Here is a 20,759-nt window from a genome sequence, read left to right as displayed (position 1 = left end):
CGGCTTTTTGGGTTCACGGGAGGGGAATGTTACTTGCGCGTGGGGTCGTGGGGCTTTTGCAGCACGACGGGGGAGGCGGCAGGTGCGCCATTCCCCTCCGCTGGCGGGATATTGCCTTCCTTGCGGCGTAGGGCACGCATTTCCATGCCCTGCCACAGCAGCAGCATGGGAATGCCAATGACCAGTTCCCGCCCGCGCCGTAGCAGCGACAGTCCCAGCGAGACAGATGGCGCAATGCCAAAGGCCGAACCCAGCGCGATATAGGCCGCTTCCTGCACACCCAGGCCCGCAGGCACCAGGAACGAGACGGACATGATGCCGCAGGCCACGCCCTCGATCGCCACGGCGCCGCTGAAGCCCAGATGCGCACCCAGGAAATAATAGGCAATCCAGATGGTGGCGGCACTGCCCAGCCAGCCCACATAATGCAGGAGCGCGCCCTGAATGATGCGGCCGGGGTGTGACCATATGGCGTCGAAGCGTTCCTGTATGCTGTCGGCGCTGCTGAGCATGGCGTCCTGCCATTGGGCGGCCATGTTGTGGCCCAGTTTGCGGCCCACGCGTTTGAGCAGGTCGCCGCCACGGCGCTGGGTATAGATGAACCCGCCGATTCCCAGGCTGAGCAGCACCAGCCCGATAATGACGGGACGGGCGAACGGGCTGGACTGCTGGTGGGCGACCAGGCACAGCACGGCGGTCAGGATGAACAGGATCTGGCCCATCACCTCGGTGGTGATGTCCACCAGGTTGGCGCAGGCGGCCTCGCTCCCGTCAACATGCCGGCCCTTCGCTCCTGCAAACAGGTCGCTCGAACATGTGGCGCGGATGCCAAGCACCATCCCGCCCAATTGCGAGAACGGCAGGCACGACGCCGCAGCGTCGCGGATCATGCGCGAGACGGTCAGCTGCACCAGCGGAATATCCCGGCAAGCCGCGTGCCACGCAAGACCCAGTATTGCATCAACTGCAAGCTGCGCCACGACGGTCGCCATGAATCCGGTGAATCCGATGGAGACGATGGCCTGCATGACCGACCCCGCCCCGAACCACGCGGTGCAGCCGGTAAGCAGGGCCAGGCCAAGAATGGCCAGCAGGATGGTGAGCTTTCTCAAAAAAGATCCGTCTTGGTCTGTTGGCGGGGGAACACCGGGTAAAATTCATGCCGCGGTGGCCAGTCGTGCCTCACTTACACTACAGGAAGGTCTGGCGCCACCGGGAGGTGTCGGGATAAATGGAACGCCCGCTGGTTGCGAGTCCGTATCGCAATCGTGAATTCTGTCCCCGACGGAGTGATCGTTCAGACCATGACTGCCCCAACCCTTGTAACCGGTGCGACCGGTTTTGTCGGCTCCGCCGTTGCCCGTAACCTGATCGAGCGTGGGCATTTGCTCCGGCTCATGGTGCGCAAGGGGAGCGATCTGACCAACCTGCGCGACCTGCCCGCCGAACTGGTGGAAGGGGACCTGTCCACCCCCGGCAGTTTCGATGCGGCGGTAAAGGACTGCCGCTATGTCTTTCATGTGGCGGCGGATTACCGGCTGTGGGTGCCCGACCCGGTACCGATGATGGTGGCTAACGTGGAAAGTACGCGTGCGCTGATGCTGGCCGCACAGAAGGCGGGTGTGCAGCGGATTGTTTACTGTTCCTCCGTCGCGGCGCTGGGGCTGATCGGTGATGGCACGGTCTCCGATGAGGAGACGCCGGTGCACGAGCATGGCGTGATCGGCATCTACAAGCGCTCCAAATACCGTGCAGAGCAGGAAGTGTTGCGGCTGGTGCATGAACGCGCGCTGCCTGCCGTAATCGTGAACCCCTCCACCCCCGTAGGCCCCCGTGATATCAAGCCCACACCCACCGGGCAGATGATCCTGGACTGCGCGGCAGGGCGCATGCCGGCCTATGTCGATACCGGCGTGAACATCGTGCACGTGGATGACGTGGCCGAAGGGCACGCCCTGGCGCTGGAGCGCGGGCGCATCGGCGAGAAATACATCCTGGGTGGCCAGAATTACCTGCTGCGCGACCTGTTTGCCATGACCGCCGAACTTGCCGGTGTGGCTCCGCCGCGCGTCAGCCTGCCGCAGGCCGTGATCTGGCCCGTGGCGATGGCGAGTGAGTGGCTGTCGCGTGCGTTCGGTATTGCGCCCAGGGTCACGCGTGAGATGCTGGCCATGTCGCACAAGAAGATGTTCTTCTCGTCGGACAAGGCCATCCGTGAACTCGGCTACGCCCCCCGCCCCGCGCGTGAGGCGGTGAAGGACGCCATAGACTGGTTCCGCCAGCACGGCATGCTGGACTGAGGCCCCTGTCATGTTACTGCTTGCGCTTTCCATCCTGATACTGGTCATCTGGTTCGGACTGATTTTCTGCCATGGCCGCTTCTGGCAGGCAGGCCCGGTACTGGTGCCGGTGCGCGGCAGGCAGCTTGCACAGGCCAGTTGCCCCGAAGTGTGCGTAGTGGTGCCCGCGCGTGATGAGGCGGCATCGGTCGCGGCCTGCATCAGTTCCCTGCTGGCGCAGGACTATCCCGGCGCGCTGCATGTCATACTGGTGGATGACAACAGCACCGATGGGACCGGCAGGCTGGCCCGCAAGGTGCCCGACCCGCATGGGCGGCTGACGGTGGTGACCGGCCGGGCGCGGCCCGCGGGCTGGAGCGGCAAGCTGTGGGCGGTGGCGCAGGGCGTGGCGCGCGCGCGTGAACTGGTGCCGGATTCCAATGGCTTCGTGCTGCTGACCGATGCCGACATCACACACGATCCGCGCCATGTCTCCACCCTGGTGGCCAGGGCACAGGCGGACCATCTTGATCAGGTATCGGAGATGGTGGAACTGAACTGCGCAAGCCCGGCCGAGCGCATGTTGGTGCCAGCCTTCGTGTTCTTTTTTGCCCTGCTCTATCCTTTTGCCAGCGTGAACAGCCCGCGCAGTCGGGTGGCGGGGGCGGCAGGGGGCACGGTGCTGGTGCGCTGGAGCGCGCTGGCCCGCATTGGCGGGATCGAGAGCCTGCGCGGCGCGCTGATTGATGACTGCACGCTGGCCGCCCACGTCAAGCACAGTGGTGGCCGCATCTATCTGGGGCACAGCTGCCTGGCCCGTTCCATCCGCCCCTATCCGCATCCGGCCGATATCTGGCGCATGGTCGCGCGAACGGCCTACGTGCAGCTTGGCTATTCCCCTCTTCTGCTGGTGGGCACCATAATCGGCATGGTGCTGGTGTGGATCGTGCCCATGCAACTGGCGCTGCTGGCCCATGGCCTGCCCAGCCTGCTGGGGGCCGGGGCATGGGTCATGTCCATGGCGTCCTATACGCCCACGCTGCGTCGGTTCAGGCAGTCACCCGCATGGGCGCTCTTGCTGCCGGTCATTGCGGGGTTCTATACGCTGGCCACGATCGGTTCGGCACTGGATCATCATCGGGGCCGGGGTGTGGTATGGAAAAGCCGCGCCTATACCGAGCCTGATGGCGCGATCTCGACACATATGCGTGGTGAGACCACCGCGACCGCAATGAACCGCACCATAGGGGATGACGTAGGGTGAATACTGATGAGCAGGCTGTATGGGGCAGCGAGGATGTCTCGTCCGGCAAGGACGCGGGCGATGAGAACTTTCCGGTCGGCTCCCTGCTGATCAGCCGCCGACTGCGACCGCATGTGCACGCCTATTATGATTTTGCCCGCGTGATCGATGATATCGTCGATACTGACCGGCTGGATGCACAACAGAAAATCGCCCGCCTTGATGCCATGGAGGACGTGGTGCTGGGCAGGCGTACCGCTCCCGACCGGCGCGATGCACAGACGGCGGTGCGCGTGGGGCGCACGCTGGCCCGCACCGGTGTCTCCACCAATACGGCCACCGACCTGATCGTGGCGTTCCGGCAGGACGCGGTGAAGAATCGCTATGACACATGGGAGGAACTGGAGGAATATTGCCGCTATTCCGCCAACCCCGTAGGGCGCTTTCTGTTGGAACTGCATGGCGAGGATCCCAAGACATTTGCCGCGTCGGATGCGCTGTGCACGGCGCTGCAGGTAATCAACCACCTGCAGGACTGTGCCGATGACCTGCGCACCCTCGATCGCTGCTACCTGCCGCGCCCATGGCTTGAGCGCGAGGGGGTAACGGTTGATGACCTGCGCCGCCCCTATGCCGTGCCCGGCCTGCGCCGCGTGTTTGCGGCATTGCTGGACAGGGTGGATGAACTCAACCGCCACGCCGTCCTGCTGCCGCGCATGATCCGTGACCGACGCATGCGTATGGAGGCGGCGGTGATCGTGGGTCTGTCAAAACGTCTGGCGGCCCGCCTGCGGGTGGAGGACCCGGTAGCGGGCCGTGTCAAACTTTCACGCGCGGATGTGGTGGGGGCTGTGGCGGGGGCCATGCATACGCTGGTCTGAGCGGGCGGGATTTTGTCCTGGCGCGTTATTGCCGCTACAAAACAGGCTGAACTGTAATTTGTTGAAGTGAACGGAACACGCGGGAATGGGTTTTTTGCGCGCGCGGCATGATGAGGCTCCGGTACTGGGCAGCGATCCCGCCGATCTGGCACAGGTCGAGCAGATCGTGGTGCGGTCGGGTACATCCTTTGGCAAAGGCATGCGTATCCTGCCGCCGGACCGGCGTTATGGCATGTACGCGGTCTATGCCTTCTGCCGCCTGGTGGATGATGTGGCCGATGACGAGCAGGGCGATGCGGCCGACCGCTCGCGCCGACTGGAAGAATGGCGCGCGCGCATTGCCCGGCTTTACGCGGGCGCGGCGCAAGATGGCCTTGACCGTGTGCTGATGGCTACCATCCGTCGCTTCGACCTGCGCCAGCAGGATTTCAATGACGTGATCGACGGCATGGAAATGGATGCCCGTGGCCCCGTTGTCGCCCCGGATGAAGCTACCTTCGACCTGTATTGCGACCGCGTGGCCTCTGCCGTGGGGCGGTTGTCGGTACGGGTGTTTGGCGATGCGTCGGCCAGTGCCGACCAGGTGGCCTACCATTTGGGCCGGGCGTTGCAGATCACCAACATCCTGCGCGACGTAGCAGAGGATGCTCGTCTGGGCCGCCTGTACCTGCCGCGTGACCTGCTGGAGCGCTTCAATATTACGCCTGAACCCGAAGCGGTGATGCGCTCGTCGCGCCTTGAGCAGGTAGGGCGCATCCTGGCCGGGCGCGCGCATGACCATTTTCGTGCGGCAGCCGTGGCCATGGCACAATGCGACCACACGGCCATGCGCCCCGCCCGCCTGATGGGGGCGACCTATGCCGCCATCCTTTCGGCACAGGAACGCCAGGGCTGGGGCACGCCGGAGCGGCGGGTCTCGCTCTCGCGCCCGCGCAAGCTGCTGATCGCGCTGCGCGCGCTGGCGGGCTGAGCAGAGCATGGCGGGACATGTCCATATTGTTGGCGGCGGGCTGGCTGGCCTGTCGGCAGCGGTTGAACTGGCGGGCGGCAGCGAACGGGTCACGGTTTACGAGGCAGGACCGGCCTGCGGTGGTCGCGCGCGATCTTATCTTGATCGCCAGTTGGGCTGCCGGATTGATAATGGCAACCACCTGCTGCTGTCAGGCAACCCGGCGGTGTACCGCTATCTGGGCCTGATCGGGGCGCAGGATACGCTGGTGGGGCCGAAGCACCCTGTCTTTCCGTTCGTGGACCTGGCCGACCGGCTGCGCTGGACGCTCGACCTCTCCCGTGGGCGGGTGCCGCTATGGGTGCTCTCGAAGCGCAGGCGCGTGCCGGGCATGCGGCTGGCTGAACTGCGCGGCCTGATGGCGCTGATGGAAGCTGCACCGGATATGGTGGTGGCCGACTGTCTGCAGCCCGGTAGCCTGGCGCGCCGCCTGCTCGAACCCTTTGCCATATCCGTGCTCAATACCATGCCCGATATCGGTAGCGCCGCCCTGCTGGGCGCGGTGGTGAAGGAGAGCCTTGCGAAGGGGGGGCGTAACTGCCTGCCGCGCTTTCCCGCCGTGGGCCTGTCTGAAAGTTTTGTCGATCCTGCCCTTGCTCACCTGTCGGTGCTGAAGGCGGATGTGCGTACCGCTAGCCGTGTAAGCGGGGTGGAAATGGAAGCGGGCCAGGTTACGGCGCTGCGTCTGGGCGAGGAGCGAATTGTCATTGGCGGGCAAGATACCGTAATCATGGCGGTGCCGGCTCCCGTTGCGGCCAGCTTGCTGGCGGGTGGCCTGCCCGGCTTCAGCGCACCGGATGAATTCGAGTCGATCCTGAACGTACATTTCCTGCTGCCCCGGCCGCCCGTGCTGACTGGTGGTCTGGCGCAGGCTCATTTCATTGGCGTTGTGGGCGGGATCAGTGAGTGGGTATTTGCCAAGGAGCGGATTCTCTCGGTCACGGTCAGCGCCGCCAATCGCTACGCCACGCGGGATCTGGACGAACTGGCGGGCCTCATCTGGAACGAGGTGCGTGCCGCGATCGACCCCGCGGCAATGGTGCCCCTGCCTGTGTCCATGCCACCGCTGCGCATTGTGCGTGAAAAGCGTGCTACCTTTGCTGCAACCCCGGCACAGGACCGCCTGCGGCCGGATACGCGTACCATGGCCGCCAATCTGCTGCTGGCCGGTGACTGGACGGCAACGGGGCTGCCCGCCACGATCGAGGGCGCGATCCGCTCCGGTGCGGCGGCAGCACGGGCCGTGCATGACCGCCGGGGCACTGCTGGTCGCCCGCAATGATGGTATGGCACGGATTGTCTACAGGCTTCTGCCGCCCTGTCTGTTACTCTGGGTCTGTCGCGGTGATGGGGCGGACCTTGCCGGCAGGGAACGCCATGCCCCGCGTGGCAATGCCAGTTTTTCGCACACCCGCCGAGGGCAATACAAAGACGGCAGGGAAGGTCTGCAACGCAGCGGGATTTTCTCGTGTGTCCCGTCTGCATTAGCATGATTTCCGGAAGTTTTTTTGGTTTGTGGCGCGCGTGTATGGGCGTGGCAGACCATTTTGTGAATGTGGTCGTGTTGGCTACAGTTTGTAAAAACCTGTGAAAGGGGCAGTCATGTCTGATCCCGTATCCGTATCTCCCTTTTCACGCTTGGGCATTGTGGTGGGGATGGAGGCGGAAGCATCCCTGATCCGTCCCTTCCTGCCGCAGGCGCGTTTCGGCCTGAGCGGGGCGACCCTGTCGGGTGCGCGGCAGGCGGTACTCGACCTGCTGGAAGGGGGCGCGGATGCGTTGCTTTCCTTCGGGTTGGCGGCGGGACTGGACCCGGCACTTGCACCTGGCGCCGTGGTCATGCCCGCGCATGTGGTGGTCAATGCCGAGCGGATTGCCGTATCCCCCGCACTACTGGGCTGGTTAGGGGCGACCCGTGCCGATGTGATGGCAGGCGACCTGCTGCATAGCGACGTGATCGTGACGGCGGCCGCGCGCAAGGCGGACCTGTTTCGCCAGACCGGTTGCGTGGCGCTGGACATGGAAAGCGGCGTGGTGGCGGAAATGGCCGCCGCTCGCAAGGTGCCCTTTGCGGTCATGCGCGTGGTGTGTGATCCGGCAGACCGCACCCTGCCCCCTGCCGCCGTGGTGGCCCTGCGACCCGATGGGAGTCTTGCGGTCGGGGCGCTGGTGCGCAGTATCATGTGCAACCCGTTGCAGATTCCCGCCCTTATCCGTGTGGGGCGTGATGCGGGGGAGGCACGCAAGGCCGTGCGCGCCGTGCTGGCACGACGTTTTGGCTGAGTCGCGCGCGCTCACCCGCAGGGCGCGCACGCAAATATGTGATATGGGCAGGTGATATGCACGCCCGCGCGCACCCTGTGCCCAAAATGGCAAAAGCCACTGGATGGTTTATGTCTGTAGAAGGCTGATTTAAAAAACTTTTTCAGATATCCCACGTTGCCATGCAGCCCTGTACCCACGGCAAGCGCATGGCCTGCCGGTCGGATATTGTGCTTTTCTGGACGGGGCTGCGACGTAGGCAATTGATTCGCATCAATGTCAGGCTTGCCAGATCAGCGTGACATGCTGCCGGTTTCGTAAAACGAACAGGGGGATATAGGCATGACCCATGCCGTTCTGGCACTCAACGCAGGCTCTTCAAGCCTGAAGTTCGCCCTGTTCGCCATTGAAAAGGGTGATACGGTCACTTCTCCTTCCCGCCGCATTGCATCGGGGGAACTGGAGGGGATCAGTACCCATCCCCATTTTGTCGCCCATGATGCCTCGGGCGGCGTGCTGGTGGACGAGACATGGGCGCCCATTGCCCCCGGCAGCACGCCGGCGCAGGCCCACCACGGCCCCATGGCCACCCTGATGGAGTGGGTAGGCAAGCAGTTGGGTGATGTCGATCTCATGGCCGTGGGCCACAGGGTGGTGCATGGCGGGCCAGATTTCATCGCCCCCGTGCGAATCACCCCCGATGTGCTGGCGCGTCTGACCGCCCTGACCCCTTTTGCCCCGCTGCACCAGCCCGGCAGCCTGGCCCCCATCCGCGCCCTGCTGGCGCAGTACCCCAACCTGCCGCAGGTGGCGTGTTTCGATACCGGTTTCCACCATACCCTGCCCCCGGTTGCGCAGGCGCAGGCGCTGCCGGACGAGTACGCAAAAAAAGGCGTGCGGCGCTATGGGTTCCATGGTCTGTCTTACGAATATATCGCAGCCAGCCTGCGCACATGCGCGCCACATCTGGCGCAGGGGCGCACTATTGTGGCCCATATCGGTAGCGGTGGCAGCCTGTGCGCGCTGCTGGGTGGGCGCAGCGTGGATACGACCATGGGCTTCTCGGTGCTCGATGGTCTGGTTATGGGCACACGGTGTGGGCATCTGGACCCCGGCGTGCTCCTGTACATGCTGCGCGAGGAAGGGCTGGGTGTCGCGGAGATCGAGAATATCCTCTATCACCGTTCCGGCCTGCTGGGTGTTTCAGGCCTGTCGGATGACATGCGCGACCTGCATGCCCATGCGGGCACGAGCCCTGCGGTAACGGCGGCGCTGGACCTGTTTGTCTACCGCTTTGCCCAGCAGGCAGGCGGCATGATGGCCGCCCTGCAGGGGCTGGACGGACTGGTCTTTACCGCCGGTATTGGTGAGCATGATGCCATCATCCGTGCCGCTGTGTGCACGCGGCTGGAATGGGCGGCTATCCGGATAGACGCGCAGGCCAATGCCGCGCATCGGGAAATTATCAGTACGCCCGACAGCGCCGTGGAGGTGCGTATTATTCCCACCGATGAGGAAACAACAATCCGTCGGCATGTGCTGATGTGTCTGGGCTGAATGCAGGCCGGGCAGAGATGAATTATCTCGGAAGGAACGCAAATGAGTGAAACTGCATCCGCAACACCGCTGTCCGCAGCGGATGTCGCCCTGTTCAACAAATGGTGGCATGCAGCAAACTACCTGTCGATTGCCCAGATCTACCTGCTGGCCAATCCGCTGCTGCGTGAACCGCTCAAGCTGGAACATACCAAGCCGCGCCTGCTGGGCCACTGGGGCACCACACCGGGGCTGAACTTCCTTTACCTGCACCTCAACCGCATCATTCGTGAACAGGACCGTAGTGTCCTGTTCGTGGCGGGTCCGGGTCACGGGGCGCCGGGTGTGGTGGCCAGCACCTATCTGGAAGGGACGTACAGCGAGTATTTCCCCGAAGTGTCGCAGGATGCGGACGGCCTGGCCCGTCTGGTCAAGCAGTTTTCCTTCCCCGGTGGCATTCCCAGTCATGCCGCACCCACGACACCGGGTTCGATCAACGAAGGCGGTGAACTGGGTTATTCGCTCTCGCATGCCTATGGTGCTGCGTTTGACAATCCCGATCTGGTTGTTGCCTGCGTGGTGGGCGATGGCGAGGCCGAGACCGGCCCCATGGCCACATCGTGGCATAGCAACAAGTTCCTTGACCCCCGGACCGACGGCGCGGTCCTGCCGATTCTGCACCTTAACGGCTACAAGATCGCCAACCCCACCGTTCTGGCCCGTATCGCGCCCGAGGAACTGCTGAGCCTGTTCCGTGGCTACGGCTATGATCCGATCGTGGTGGAAGGGGATGACCCGGACACCATGCACCAGAAGATGGCTACGGCAATGGATACGGCCTTTGCCCGCATTGCCGAGATTCAGAAAACCGCGCGTGAAAAGAACGACACCACGCGCCCGGTCTGGCCCATGATCATCATGCGCACCCCAAAGGGCTGGACCTGCCCCAAGACGGTGGATGGTCTGCGCACGGAAGGTTACTGGCGTGCCCATCAGGTGCCTATTACCGACATGACCAAGCCCGAGCATCTCAAGCTGCTCGATGAGTGGATGCACAGCTACAAGCCGGAAGAACTGTTTGACGAAAACGGCACCCTGATGCCCGAAATCGCGGCACTGGCGCCCAGGGGCAACCGCCGGATGAGTGCGAATCCGCATGCCAATGGCGGTCTGTTGCGCCGTGACCTGCGCCTGCCGGATGTGCGTGATTACGCGGTGAGCGTGTCCTCGCCGGGGCATGAACTGGGTGAGGCCACGCGTGTGCTTGGATCGTGGCTGCGGGATGTGATGAAGCTCAACCTGGCCGCGCGCAATTTCCGTGTGCTGGCACCGGACGAGAACAACTCCAACCGCCTCAATGCCGTGCTGGACGTGACCAACCGCGCCTGGAACGCCGAGACCTTCGATTATGATGACCATCTGGCTGTTGATGGACACGTGATGGAAATCCTGAGCGAGCACACCTGCCAGGGCTGGCTGGAAGGCTACCTGCTGACAGGTCGCCACGGTTTCCTGTCATGCTATGAGGCGTTCATCCACATTGTGGATTCGATGGTCAACCAGCATGCAAAGTGGATCAAGCAGGCTGATGAGGTGCCCTGGCGGGCGCCGATCGCATCACTGAACTACCTGCTGACGTCACATGTCTGGCGGCAGGATCATAATGGCTTCAGCCATCAGGACCCCGGCTTCATTGACCATGTGCTGAACAAGAAAGCCAAGACGGTGCGGGTGTACCTGCCGCCCGATGCCAATACCCTGCTGTGCACGGCCCATAAATGCCTGGACAGCCGTGACCGTGTGAACGTAATCGTGGCGGGCAAGCAACCCGAACCACAATGGCTGGATATGGATGCCGCCATGGCGCATTGCGCCAAGGGCATCGGTATCTGGGAATGGGCCAGCAATGACAAGGGTGGCGAACCCGATGTGGTCATGGCCTGCGCGGGTGACGTGCCGACCATGGAAACGCTTGCTGCGGTGCAGTTGCTGAACAGGCACCTGCCGGAACTGAAGATCCGCGTAATCAACGTGGTGGATCTGCTGACGCTTGAGTCGAAGACCCAGCACCCGGATGGACTGGATGACTTCGTGTTTGACAGCCTGTTCACCACAGACAAGCCGGTTATCTTCGCATTCCATGGTTATCCGGCGCTGATCCACAAGCTGATCTACAAGCGGACCAATTGCCGCAACTTCCATGTGCATGGCTACCGTGAGGAAGGTTCCACCACTACGCCATTCGATATGACGGTGCGTAACAGCCTTGACCGTTTCCATCTTGTGCAGAACGTGATCCGCCATGTGCCGGGCCTTGCGGCCAAGGCAGCCTATGCCAATGAGGCGATCAGCAACAAGCTGGTTGAACATCAGGAATACGTGGCGCAGTATGGAGAGGACTTGCCCGAGATCCGCAACTGGCGCTGGTCGTAACTGGTTCCAGTCATGTTGATGGGTTAGGAAAGGGGGCAGTCATGCCCCCTTTTTTATGCGCTGTTGCCCGGTATGCCATATGCGGAATACATCTGTAATATCCGTAAAGTACAGAAGTTTTTTGTGATGCTTTTTTCAAAAAGATTCGGAGAATGTCGCCATTTTCTAAAAAGTAGACACCCAAAAACTTTTACAATTTATCTTAATAATAAATATAAAAATTTTGCAATATCGTTTTTTATTTGAAACGCTGCATCAATCGCCCCAGTCGTCAGGAGCAGGAGCAGGAGCAGGAGCAGGAGCAGGAGCAGGAGCAGGAGCAGGAGCAGGAGCAGGAGCAGGAGCAGGAGCAGGAGCAGGAGCAGGAGCAGGAGCAGGAGCAGCACCTAATGCTGTTCCAGCAGGCGGGGCGGCCGGTATGGGTTGTGTTTGGGTTGCGGATGTCGTTGCGGGTAGTGGAACCAGGGGTTGGCTTGCAACCTGTGCCGGGGTACCTGGCGCCGTATTCTGCGTGCCCGCAAGAAACTGGGCAAAGCTGTCCTGCATCCGTTGGGCCAGGGCCGGGTCGGACAGAAGGGGACTGGTATCCGATGAATCCACCACTACCATCCGGTCCCCTTCCAGCGGGGAAGGATGATGGCTGGCACCAAGCAGCGCGCGGATGGCGCGGGTTTTCTGCGGGTCGTTCTGCTGCGCCATCAGGTCAAGTTGGCGGTCGAGCAGGCCATGGTGATCAATGAAGCTGTTTACACGGGCGGGGATGCGGATGCAGCCTTCTGAGTCCGTCTGCCCCAGCCGCGATTCGAGAAAGGTGGGGTCGGTGGCATGCATTTCCAACCGCACGACGGCAACGGCCCCCTTGCGGCGCCAGTCCTCGGTTGTCTGCCATCCGAAATCCCAGACCCGCATGCCTTTTTCGCCATTGCCCCGAATACCGTGTTCATTTTTGGTACCCTGCGCGCGGTAGCCCTGAATCTGCCCGGTATTGATGAATATGCCAACCGGCGTGCGGAAATGCTCCTTGCGTCCCGGTCGGCCAGTGCTGACCGATACCATGCCCAGTGGCGTGAGCGTGTGCGTCCCGGGTCGGGTCAGCACGAACCACAGGCACTGGACCGTGGGCGCGCGGTCCACCACCAGGATCACCTCCGTGTCCTGTGGCCATGTAGCAGTCTGGTCAAGTAGGCTGGCAGCCAGTGCCATGGCGCGCTGTGTCTGGCGGGGCCGGCGGTGGATCTGTTGCGCGCCGATTTCGTGTTCCATGTCCTGCTGGAGCATGAGCACGGCATCAGGCTGGCCCGTTGTCCCGGCCTGCGTGGTGTTGCTGGTGATGAACACGGTGATCAGGGCCAGAGCGTGTAACCGGATCAGGCGCATTGGGAGCATCATGCAGTCAGTGTACCTCGGGCAGGGACATATGGACGGGTATTCTTATATCGTATCTGGATGTGTCTGACAGCATGGGCGGCAGGCAAACGGCATACCCCGACTGCATGGCGCAGGCTGCATGCGGTTGGCACGCAGGGGCCTGTATTCAGTAAGCAATCATCTGGTCGAGGAAATCACGGGCACGCTGAGTGGTGGGATTGGTAAAAAACGCGGCCGGACGGGTCATTTCCAGTATGCGCCCATGATCCATGAAGATGATCCAGTCCGCAATATGACGTGCAAAACCCATTTCATGGGTTACGCACACGGTGGTAATGCCCTGTGCCACCAGGTCGTTTATGATCCGCACTACACCGGAAATCGCCTCGGGGTCGAGCGCTGCGGTGGGTTCATCAAACAGCATGATTCCGGGCTGCATGCACAGCGCGCGCGCGATGGCCACGCGCTGCTGCTGTCCGCCCGAGAGTTGGATTGGGTATTTATGTGCCTGTTCCCCAATATTAACCTGAGCAAGGAAGCGCATGGCCATGTCACGGGCCTGTGCGGGGGGCATTTTCCTGACCAGCCGGGGGGCAAGTGTACAGTTGTCCAGCACGCTCAGATGCGCGAACAGGTTGTAATCCTGAAAGACCAGCCCCACTGTGGCGCGCAACCGGGTCAGGTCGGTGTGTTCATTGATGATCTGTCCATCAATGCTCAGGATGCCACCATCATGCGGTGCAATGCGGTTGAAGCAGCGGATCAGGGTTGACTTGCCCGATCCCGATGGTCCCAGCACAACAATTTTTTCCCCGCGCCGGATGTCAAGGTTGATCCGGTCCAGGGCCATGAAATCCTTGTGCAGCTTGTACAGGTTGCGCGCCGAGATCATGGTGTCCGGGTCGGGTAGGGGTGTGGTGTCAGGGGGCATTGGTAGTTACCCTGTGGGGATCGGCCCATGCAAAGCGGTGTTCGATGCATTTCTGTATGAACAGGAACACAAAAACCATGGCAAGGTAGTAAACCAGTGCCGCCGCATAATATTCGGTAAACTCGAATGTACGAGCCACCTGTATCTGGGTGACAGCCAGCAGTTCCTGTAGTGAGATGACCGAGGCGAGCGATGTGGTCTTGAGCAGGCTGATGAAGGCATTCATGGTCGGTGGCAGCGCGATGCGCAGTGCCTGCGGAAAGATGACATACCGGTAGACCTGCCGCCGTGACAGGGCCAGCGCATCGCCTGCCAGTTCCTGCCCCTTGTCCACTGCTGCCAGTGCCGCGCGGTTGATTTCGACCTGGTAGGCGGATTCATTGATCGAGAGCGCAATCCATGTGGCAAGGAAGGGTGTGAACCAGCTTTCACGGAAGATGGGCAGGAACTGTGGCAGTGCATTCCATATGAATAGCAGTTGCAACAGCGTGGGGGCACCACGGAAGAGGGTGACATAACCCTTCAGCACCAGCCTGAGCACGGTATTGCGGCCATTGAGCGCCAGCGCGATCGGGATTGAAATGACGATGGCGGTCAGGTGCGACAGCACGGCTATGGCAAGGGTGATGAAGGCGCCGCGTGCAAAGGCTGTGGAGGTCAGCGCGCCAAAAAAGACGCCCCAGCGGAACAGGGGCGCAGGATCGGGGTGGGACAGGCTACCCGCATGGTCGGGCGTGATCGTCCATTTCTGGCGGATGGTCGCCAGTTGTCCATTATGTTCCAGGCTGGCCACTGCCTGTGCCAGTAAGGCCCGGTCATGTGCATCCTTGCGGATGTACAGGGCGAAATGCCCGTATTCGGGGGAGGGGGGAACAAGGATGATGCTGATCTCGCCGTGAAGCTGTTTCTGCCGGTAGTACAGTTCCACATCCTGACTGGCGAACGCGAAGGCGCGCCCGACGAGGACCTGCTGCACCACCTGGTCTTCCGTCGGGTATTGCTGGATGATAATGGGCGGACGGCCATGGGCGGCCATGCTGGTATTTTCGCGCGCCAGCCATGCGGCGTAGCTGGTGCCGGCCTGCACGGCCACTGTCCGACCTGACAGGTCGGACATGCTGGTCAGGGGCCGCGTGCCCGCGCGTGCCACGATGACGAGGGCGGTATCCTGATAGGTGATCGCATCGAAATTCTCTTCCCGCGCGGGCAGTCGGATGAGACCGCTGGCCACCATCGCGCACCGCTGCGCCGCAAGGCTGGGAAACAGGCCGCTGAACTCCATGGTGGTAATGTCAATGTGCACATGCCAGTAGGCCGCCAGGCTGTGGGCGATGTCCATGTCCAACCCGTCTACCGCGTTGGCGTCCGTGCCGTTCACGAATGTCATGGGGGGTAAGGTTGGATTGGTACAGACTGTCAACGTGCCATCGTGGATGAATCCTGGCAGGTCCGGGCTGTCCGCCCGTGCATGTCCCGCCATGGCCAGCAGCAGCCCAAGCAGTGCTGCCCACAGCATGGGCCAGACGTGCGTGCGGCATGCGGGCTGTGCCATGGCAGGGGGCAGGGCATGCTTCTTCCGCGTGTGGAGGAAGGGATACGTGCCGGTGTGGGGCGGTCTCAGCAGGCATCCTCCAGAATGGTGCGGAAGGTATCGACCAGCAATCCGGTCTCGGCCGAGGGACGGGCGAGGAAATGGAAGCCCGTCATCAACTGTAGTCCACCCAGTTCGATGCGGCGCAGCATGCCCTTACGCAGCAGGGGGTGGGCAAAGGGGTCGGGCAGGAAGCCGATATAGCTGCCCGACAGGATCAGCAGCGCACGCGAATCCACATTTTCTGCCGCCGCAGCAAAGCTCAGGCGTGGGCGCAGCCCTTCCCACATGGGGGATGTGGCTGCTTCCGCCACCTCGATCATGCGTTGGTGGGACAGCAGTTCGGGTGTGATCTCGTCTTCCGGCATGTTGAACAGGGGGTGGCGCATGCCGCAGAATAGGTGCAACTCTTCCCTGAACAGCGGGGTGGTCTGCATGCCGGGCAGGTGCCGGGAACTGAGGGTGATCCCGGCGGAGGCCTGGCCATTGAGCACCGCGAATTCGACTTCCCGCGATGAAGCGGAGCGGATATCCATGAAAACGGCCGGATGGTTTGCGGTAAAGGTGCCGATTGCCCGGACCAGCGCCGTTTCGCCATGGATCTGGATGTTGTCGGGCACATACAGGCAGAACCGTCCCGACAGCATGCCACTGGCTTCGTTTATGCGTTGCTGGAAGCGTGCGATGTCGGAAAACAGCGCATTGGTCGCTTCCATGACCATCTGCCCTTCCGTTGTCAGCGCGAAGCCGCCGCGCCCGCGCATGCACAACCGCAGGCCCAGCCGGTTTTCCAATGCCGATATATCGATGCTGATGGAGGATTTACTCTTGCCCAGCGCTACTTCGGCTGCGGCAAAGCCGCCGTGTTCCGCAACCGTGCGGAACACGCGCAGCAGGCGCAGGTCCACCTCGGCAATCTGTCCATGAAAGCCGGTTGATTTGCGGTGCCCCATATTGCGGCGGCCAGATGTGGCGGTAGCCGGAGCGGATGTGTACTGTCGTGTCATATTCGCATGTCCTGCCCCATGCCTGGCATGCAGGGCGCGGCGCGGCGCGGCCGGCGACCGGGTTTCCTGCCGTGCAAAACCATAAGGGGGGATGCGGATCTTCTCATTATCAGGCAGGGCCAGTTCGTTATCAGGATTATCGGTGCATTGTAACGATCATGACGGCAGGTAGGCGAGAGCCGTCACATGCAGACTATAAACATAAAATGTTCATAAAGAATCAAAAAGATATATTTGTGTCCCGGCGTGCTGGCATGCAGGTCTCGTGGCTGGGCAGGAGAGGGCGGGATTAACGAAAATACAAAGTAAACTATGAACTATTGATATTTTATCATGTGGTGCGGTTGTTATCGTTTCGGATCGGTAGAGTAATCTATTTGGATCATGAGCAAGGATTGCGAGGGAATGGTGACAGACCGCAGGTTCATGGACAGTGAAACCGGGCAACTGGAGGATGTGCTACTCTGTCGGCCCGATCATTATTCCTGGATACCAAGCAACGACATTGCCATCCAGAGCATGGCCAATGGCGCAAAGCTCGACCATGTGGCCCTGAAGGCGCAGTTTGACGGTCTGGTGGCCCTGTTGCGGGCCGAGCAGGTCACCTGCCATTTCCTGACACCTCATGCGGGCATGCCCTATCAGGTCTATACCCGCGATAGTTCCCAGACGACGCCGTTCGGCACTGTTGTGACCAGTCTTGTCCGCCCAGAGCGCCAGGCCGAGACCGGGCCGGTGCGGGATTTCTATGGGGACGGCGGGATCTGGAAGACTTGCACCCAAGGCCATATCGAAGGGGGGGATATCCATATCATCCGCCCCGGCCTGCTGGCGGTAGGCGTAAGCGGCGGCCGCACGGACGAAGCGGGTGCGGCCAAGTTCATCAGCTGGTTCGAGGATGCGGGATGGACATGCCGCATGATCCGCTTTCCCGAACACTACCTGCATCTTGATGTGATCTTTACCATGGTGACGGCAGACTTGGCCATTGCGCTGGTGGATGCGCTGGACAGTGCGGATGTGGCATGGCTGCGCGCGCAGGGCATCCGCCTGCTGTCGGTCACGTATGCCGAGGCGATGCGCGACATGGGTTGCAACGTGCTCTCCCTGGGCGGGGGGCGTGTGGTCAGCCCGAAGCACTGCATACGCATCAACCAGATGCTGCGCGCCGAAGGGTTACGCGTGCTTGAGCCTGAACTGGACCAGTTCTCGCAAGGTGGTGGCAGCATCCACTGTATGACCATGCCGCTGCGCCGGCGCCCGCTGCTGCCGGGATGAGCGTTCATGCCGTGACGGGAAGGGCCCGAAAACAACCTTTTTGACAAAAAAGACAAGACGTATTTTGGGTGTTACCTTTTTTCAGAAAGACGGCGTTCTTCGAAGTTTTTTGAAAAAAGCTTCACCGAACACACCTTTACGCTTACCAGATATTTTCTGGATTGCCTTTTCAGGCAGCCATCTGAACGACGGGGTTCTTCAAGATCATGTCTACAGTACCGGTTGCGCCTGCAATGATATCCGAGCAGGCCCTGCGTGAAGATCTGGCAGCGGCTTACCGCCTTATGGCGCATTTTGGCATGACCGATCTTGTCTATACCCACCTGTCCGTGCGTGTGCCCGGCCATGACCATGTGTATCTGGTCAATCCGTATGGCCTGCTATTTGAGGAAATTACGGCAAGCTCGCTGGTTCTGGTCGATGCGGATGGCCTGCCCCGGCAGGAAACATCATGGCCGATCAACCCGGCCGGGTTTGTCATTCATTCCGCCATCCACCGCAGCAGGCCCGATGCCGCGTGTGTCATGCATACCCATACCGTGCCGGGTATGGTGGTGGCGGCGCAGGAGACCAATATCCTGCCACTTAACCAGATCAACATGGAATTTTACGGCAGTGTTGGCTTTCATCCGTACGAAGGCATTGCCGCCGATGACAATCTGGGCGAGCGTGAGCGCCTGGTGCGCGACCTTGGCAGCCATAGCGCGCTGATCCTGCAAAATCATGGTCTGCTTACGGTCGGGGGCACCGTGGCGCATGCCTTCTACCGTATGTATTATCTGGAACAGGCCTGCCGTATCCAGATCGCGGCACAGGCCACGGGCATGCCGCTGCATATTCCGTCCGAAGCGCAGATCCTGCGCACAAAGAAACAGTTTGATGATGACCCCGATCAGGGTTGTCTGATCTGGCAGGCCCTGCGCCGCAAGCTGGACCGCGAACAGCCTGATTACAGGACCTGATTCATACAGGCACGCGTGGTGGCGGGAACTGCGCACCCGTTCTGAAGGGCGAACAAGGGAGCGTTTGAAAAGACCACTCCAGCATTACGATCATGGGGGCGTTTCTCCCTTATCTGTCCAAATGGGCGCGAACTGCTCTGCCTGACGCAGGATGTGCTGCACAGCTTCATCCTGCATATCTGGCGGGTATCCATAGTGACGCAACAGGCGTTTGACGGAAGTCCGCATTTTGGCGCGGGCCTGGGCCATTACTGTCCAGTCCACTGTAGCATTTTCCCGAATGGTCTTCACCAGTGCTGTGGCGATAACCCGCAGGCTGGGGTCGCCCATGGCTTCCTTGGCACTCTGGTTCTGGGCCAGTGCGTCATAGAAGGCGATTTCTTCCTGTGTCAGACCCAGTTCCTCCCCCCGGTCGCGGGCAGAGGCCATGTCACGGGCCATGCGGATCAGTTCATCCAGTATCTGGGCGGATGTCAGGGCGTTGGCGTGATAACGGGCAACGGCCTGTTCCAGCCGTTGTGAGAAGGCTTCGGCTTGCGTGATGTTGGTGCGTGTGCGGCTGCGTATCTGGCCTTCCAGCAGCTTCTTGAGCGCTTCGATGGCCAGATTGCGCTGGGGCATTTCCCGCACTTCCTGCAAGAAGGCGTCCGAAAGGATGGAAATATCAGGCTTTCCAATACCTGCGGCTTCCATGATGTCAATAATATCGGTTGAAATGACCGCCTTGCTGACCAGTTGCTTGATGGCCAGTTCGCGCTCCTGCGCACTGCGCCCATCGTTGCCATTGCTTACGCTCTTGACCAGTGCCGCCCTGACAGCCTCGAAAAACCCGATTTCATCGCGTAATCTGGCGGCCTCATCACTGGCAGAAGCCAGCGCAAAGGCGACTGAGAGCGCCTTGACGGCATCAGGGTAGCGCTTCTGGGCAGCCTTACGTTCTTCATCATTTTTGGCGGATGCCATGGCGCGTTGCTGCTGGCCCAGAATATGGTCAAGCGCTCCCGCCATGATGGAAAGCTTGGCCTTGGGTGTTGCGCCGTCCTGCAAGGCCGGGCGGTAGTCAAAGCCGCCGGGCTGACCGGGGTTGAACATGGCCCTCACAACTTCGTAGCGTTCCTGCAAGGCGCGGATGGCCTCGCCTTCGTCAATGCCGACCTGTTCGCGGTCTCCGGCGGAATATTCACCCAAAGCCGCCTTCAGGTTCTGCAAGGAGACTGAAGATGAGCGACCTGTTTTGGCTGACGGATGAACAGATGGAGCGTCTGCGGCCGTTTTTTCCCAAGAGCCATGGTAAACCGCGCGTTGATGACCGCCGCGTGCTGAGCGGCATCATTTTTGTGAACCGCAATGGTATGCGCTGGCGTGATGCGCCCCGGGAATACGGTCCGCACAAGACGCTCTACAACCGTTGGAAGCGTTGGGGCGACATGGGCATTTTCATGCGGATGATGGATGGCCTGTCTACCGCGAAGGCTGAGCCTCAGACTATTATGATTGATGCGACCTATCTCAAGGCACACCACACGGCTTCAAGCCTGCGGTTAAAAAAGGGGATCCAGGCCGCCTGATCGGACGCACTAAAGGGGGCATGAACACCAAGCTGCATGCGGTTACCGATCAGAACGGACGACCGCTGAGCTTCTTTATGACAGCCGGACAGATCAGTGATTACACCGGAGCTTCTGCTCTGCTGGACAACCTTCCCATGGCACAGTGGTTGCTGGCGGATCGGGGTTATGATGCTGACTGGTTCCGGGATGCCCTGGAGGAAAAAGGGATCAGGCCCTGCATTCCGGGAAGAATATCCCGCGGAAAACCAGTCAAATACGACAAGCGAAAATACAAAAGACGCAACCGCATCGAAATCATGTTCGGCCGCCTCAAGGACTGGCGGCGGGTCGCAACACGCTATGACAGATGCCCGAACGTCTTCTTCTCAGCCATCTGCCTCGCTGCAACCGTCATCTTCTGGCTATGAG

16 protein-coding genes and 1 pseudogene are annotated in these 20,759 nt (G+C 61.2%); 11 read left to right on the top strand and 6 right to left on the bottom strand.

Translation table 11 applies throughout. The features are described 5' to 3' along the window. Positions 1 to 29 precede the first annotated feature (29 nt). Positions 30 to 1,112: a lysylphosphatidylglycerol synthase domain-containing protein gene (locus tag GLX_RS09110; protein ID WP_014105679.1), complete on the bottom strand. Its 1,083-nt coding sequence runs from the start codon at positions 1,110 to 1,112 to the stop codon at positions 30 to 32. A 192-nt stretch (positions 1,113 to 1,304) separates the two neighbouring features. Between GLX_RS09110 and hpnA the strand changes: the two genes are divergently transcribed. The 8 genes from hpnA (at position 1,305) to GLX_RS09070 (ending at position 11,643) form a co-directional block, all read left to right on the top strand. Further along, complete coding sequence (gene hpnA / locus GLX_RS09105) at positions 1,305 to 2,300, top strand: hopanoid-associated sugar epimerase (protein ID WP_014105678.1); 996 nt, start codon at positions 1,305 to 1,307, stop codon at positions 2,298 to 2,300. 10 nt (positions 2,301 to 2,310) lie between these two features. Next, on the top strand, positions 2,311 to 3,543 hold the full coding sequence (locus GLX_RS09100) for a glycosyltransferase (protein ID WP_014105677.1): 1,233 nt from the start codon (positions 2,311 to 2,313) through the stop codon (positions 3,541 to 3,543). Then, the gene (hpnC, locus tag GLX_RS09095) at positions 3,540 to 4,403 is read left to right on the top strand and encodes a squalene synthase HpnC (protein ID WP_014105676.1); all 864 of its coding nucleotides are present in this window, start codon (positions 3,540 to 3,542) and stop codon (positions 4,401 to 4,403) included. The genes GLX_RS09100 and hpnC overlap by 4 nt, the downstream gene beginning before the upstream one ends. 85 nt (positions 4,404 to 4,488) lie before the next feature. Next, positions 4,489 to 5,373, top strand: a complete 885-nt coding sequence (hpnD, locus tag GLX_RS09090; RefSeq protein ID WP_014105675.1) for a presqualene diphosphate synthase HpnD — start codon at positions 4,489 to 4,491, stop codon at positions 5,371 to 5,373. Positions 5,374 to 5,380: 7 nt separating this feature from the next. Then, on the top strand, positions 5,381 to 6,694 hold the full coding sequence (gene hpnE / locus GLX_RS09085) for a hydroxysqualene dehydroxylase HpnE (RefSeq protein ID WP_014105674.1): 1,314 nt from the start codon (positions 5,381 to 5,383) through the stop codon (positions 6,692 to 6,694). A 320-nt stretch (positions 6,695 to 7,014) separates the two neighbouring features. Further along, positions 7,015 to 7,695, top strand: a complete 681-nt coding sequence (locus GLX_RS09080) for a phosphorylase family protein (RefSeq protein WP_014105673.1) — start codon at positions 7,015 to 7,017, stop codon at positions 7,693 to 7,695. Positions 7,696 to 8,016: 321 nt separating this feature from the next. Then, positions 8,017 to 9,231, top strand: coding sequence for an acetate/propionate family kinase (locus GLX_RS09075; RefSeq protein ID WP_014105672.1), 1,215 nt, complete (start codon positions 8,017 to 8,019; stop codon positions 9,229 to 9,231). A gap of 42 nt (positions 9,232 to 9,273) precedes the next feature. Then, positions 9,274 to 11,643 carry a phosphoketolase family protein gene (locus GLX_RS09070; RefSeq protein ID WP_014105671.1) on the top strand — a complete coding sequence of 790 codons (2,370 nt, stop codon included), beginning with the start codon at positions 9,274 to 9,276 and terminating at the stop codon, positions 11,641 to 11,643. Positions 11,644 to 11,898: 255 nt separating this feature from the next. Here the strand turns inward: GLX_RS09070 and GLX_RS09065 are convergent, their stop codons facing one another. From GLX_RS09065 to GLX_RS09050, 4 genes are all read right to left on the bottom strand, one after another. Continuing rightward, positions 11,899 to 13,032, bottom strand: a complete 1,134-nt coding sequence (locus tag GLX_RS09065) for a L,D-transpeptidase (protein ID WP_014105669.1) — start codon at positions 13,030 to 13,032, stop codon at positions 11,899 to 11,901. A gap of 145 nt (positions 13,033 to 13,177) precedes the next feature. After that, positions 13,178 to 13,942 carry an amino acid ABC transporter ATP-binding protein gene (locus GLX_RS09060; protein WP_041247316.1) on the bottom strand — a complete coding sequence of 255 codons (765 nt, stop codon included), beginning with the start codon at positions 13,940 to 13,942 and terminating at the stop codon, positions 13,178 to 13,180. After that, positions 13,932 to 15,494 carry an ABC transporter substrate-binding protein/permease gene (locus GLX_RS09055; RefSeq protein WP_014105667.1) on the bottom strand — a complete coding sequence of 521 codons (1,563 nt, stop codon included), beginning with the start codon at positions 15,492 to 15,494 and terminating at the stop codon, positions 13,932 to 13,934. The genes GLX_RS09060 and GLX_RS09055 overlap by 11 nt, the downstream gene beginning before the upstream one ends. A 65-nt stretch (positions 15,495 to 15,559) precedes the next feature. Beyond that, on the bottom strand, positions 15,560 to 16,540 hold the full coding sequence (locus GLX_RS09050) for a LysR family transcriptional regulator (protein ID WP_041247315.1): 981 nt from the start codon (positions 16,538 to 16,540) through the stop codon (positions 15,560 to 15,562). A 405-nt stretch (positions 16,541 to 16,945) separates the two neighbouring features. On the opposite strand from GLX_RS09050, the gene GLX_RS09045 reads away from it, so the two are divergent. After that, entirely contained in the window at positions 16,946 to 17,818 is an 873-nt protein-coding gene (locus tag GLX_RS09045; protein ID WP_041247314.1) for a dimethylarginine dimethylaminohydrolase family protein, read from the top strand. Between the two features lie 206 nt (positions 17,819 to 18,024). Then, positions 18,025 to 18,780, top strand: a complete 756-nt coding sequence (locus GLX_RS09040; protein ID WP_014105664.1) for a class II aldolase/adducin family protein — start codon at positions 18,025 to 18,027, stop codon at positions 18,778 to 18,780. A gap of 90 nt (positions 18,781 to 18,870) precedes the next feature. Here the strand turns inward: GLX_RS09040 and GLX_RS09035 are convergent. After that, a pseudogene (locus GLX_RS09035) lies at positions 18,871 to 19,986 on the bottom strand (DUF3387 domain-containing protein); the annotation flags it as partial. Between the two features lie 14 nt (positions 19,987 to 20,000). Between GLX_RS09035 and GLX_RS17280 the strand changes: the two are divergent. Beyond that, a protein-coding gene (locus GLX_RS17280; RefSeq protein ID WP_148268573.1) for an IS5 family transposase occupies positions 20,001 to 20,758 on the top strand; the annotation gives its coding sequence in 2 pieces (ribosomal slippage) (positions 20,001 to 20,322 and positions 20,322 to 20,758; 759 coding nt in all). Position 20,759 lies beyond the last annotated feature (1 nt).

Source organism: Komagataeibacter medellinensis NBRC 3288 (assembly GCF_000182745.2).
GTDB lineage: Bacteria > Pseudomonadota > Alphaproteobacteria > Acetobacterales > Acetobacteraceae > Komagataeibacter > Komagataeibacter medellinensis.
This window is presented reverse-complemented; position numbering and strand designations above follow the sequence as displayed.

What these genes read in the sequence shown, in the direction of transcription:
- GLX_RS09065 (WP_014105669.1), bottom strand. Translation starts at nt 13,032, where the DNA reads ATGATGCTCCCAATGCGCCTGATCCGGTTACACGCTCTGGCCCTGATC.
- hpnA (WP_014105678.1), top strand. Translation starts at nt 1,305, where the DNA reads ATGACTGCCCCAACCCTTGTAACCGGTGCGACCGGTTTTGTCGGCTCC.
- GLX_RS09050 (WP_041247315.1), bottom strand. Translation starts at nt 16,540, where the DNA reads ATGACACGACAGTACACATCCGCTCCGGCTACCGCCACATCTGGCCGC.
- GLX_RS09040 (WP_014105664.1), top strand. Translation starts at nt 18,025, where the DNA reads ATGTCTACAGTACCGGTTGCGCCTGCAATGATATCCGAGCAGGCCCTG.
- GLX_RS09055 (WP_014105667.1), bottom strand. Translation starts at nt 15,494, where the DNA reads ATGGCACAGCCCGCATGCCGCACGCACGTCTGGCCCATGCTGTGGGCA.
- GLX_RS09100 (WP_014105677.1), top strand. Translation starts at nt 2,311, where the DNA reads ATGTTACTGCTTGCGCTTTCCATCCTGATACTGGTCATCTGGTTCGGA.
- GLX_RS09060 (WP_041247316.1), bottom strand. Translation starts at nt 13,942, where the DNA reads ATGCCCCCTGACACCACACCCCTACCCGACCCGGACACCATGATCTCG.
- hpnE (WP_014105674.1), top strand. Translation starts at nt 5,381, where the DNA reads ATGGCGGGACATGTCCATATTGTTGGCGGCGGGCTGGCTGGCCTGTCG.
- GLX_RS09075 (WP_014105672.1), top strand. Translation starts at nt 8,017, where the DNA reads ATGACCCATGCCGTTCTGGCACTCAACGCAGGCTCTTCAAGCCTGAAG.
- GLX_RS09070 (WP_014105671.1), top strand. Translation starts at nt 9,274, where the DNA reads ATGAGTGAAACTGCATCCGCAACACCGCTGTCCGCAGCGGATGTCGCC.
- GLX_RS09080 (WP_014105673.1), top strand. Translation starts at nt 7,015, where the DNA reads ATGTCTGATCCCGTATCCGTATCTCCCTTTTCACGCTTGGGCATTGTG.
- hpnD (WP_014105675.1), top strand. Translation starts at nt 4,489, where the DNA reads ATGGGTTTTTTGCGCGCGCGGCATGATGAGGCTCCGGTACTGGGCAGC.
- GLX_RS09045 (WP_041247314.1), top strand. Translation starts at nt 16,946, where the DNA reads ATGGTGACAGACCGCAGGTTCATGGACAGTGAAACCGGGCAACTGGAG.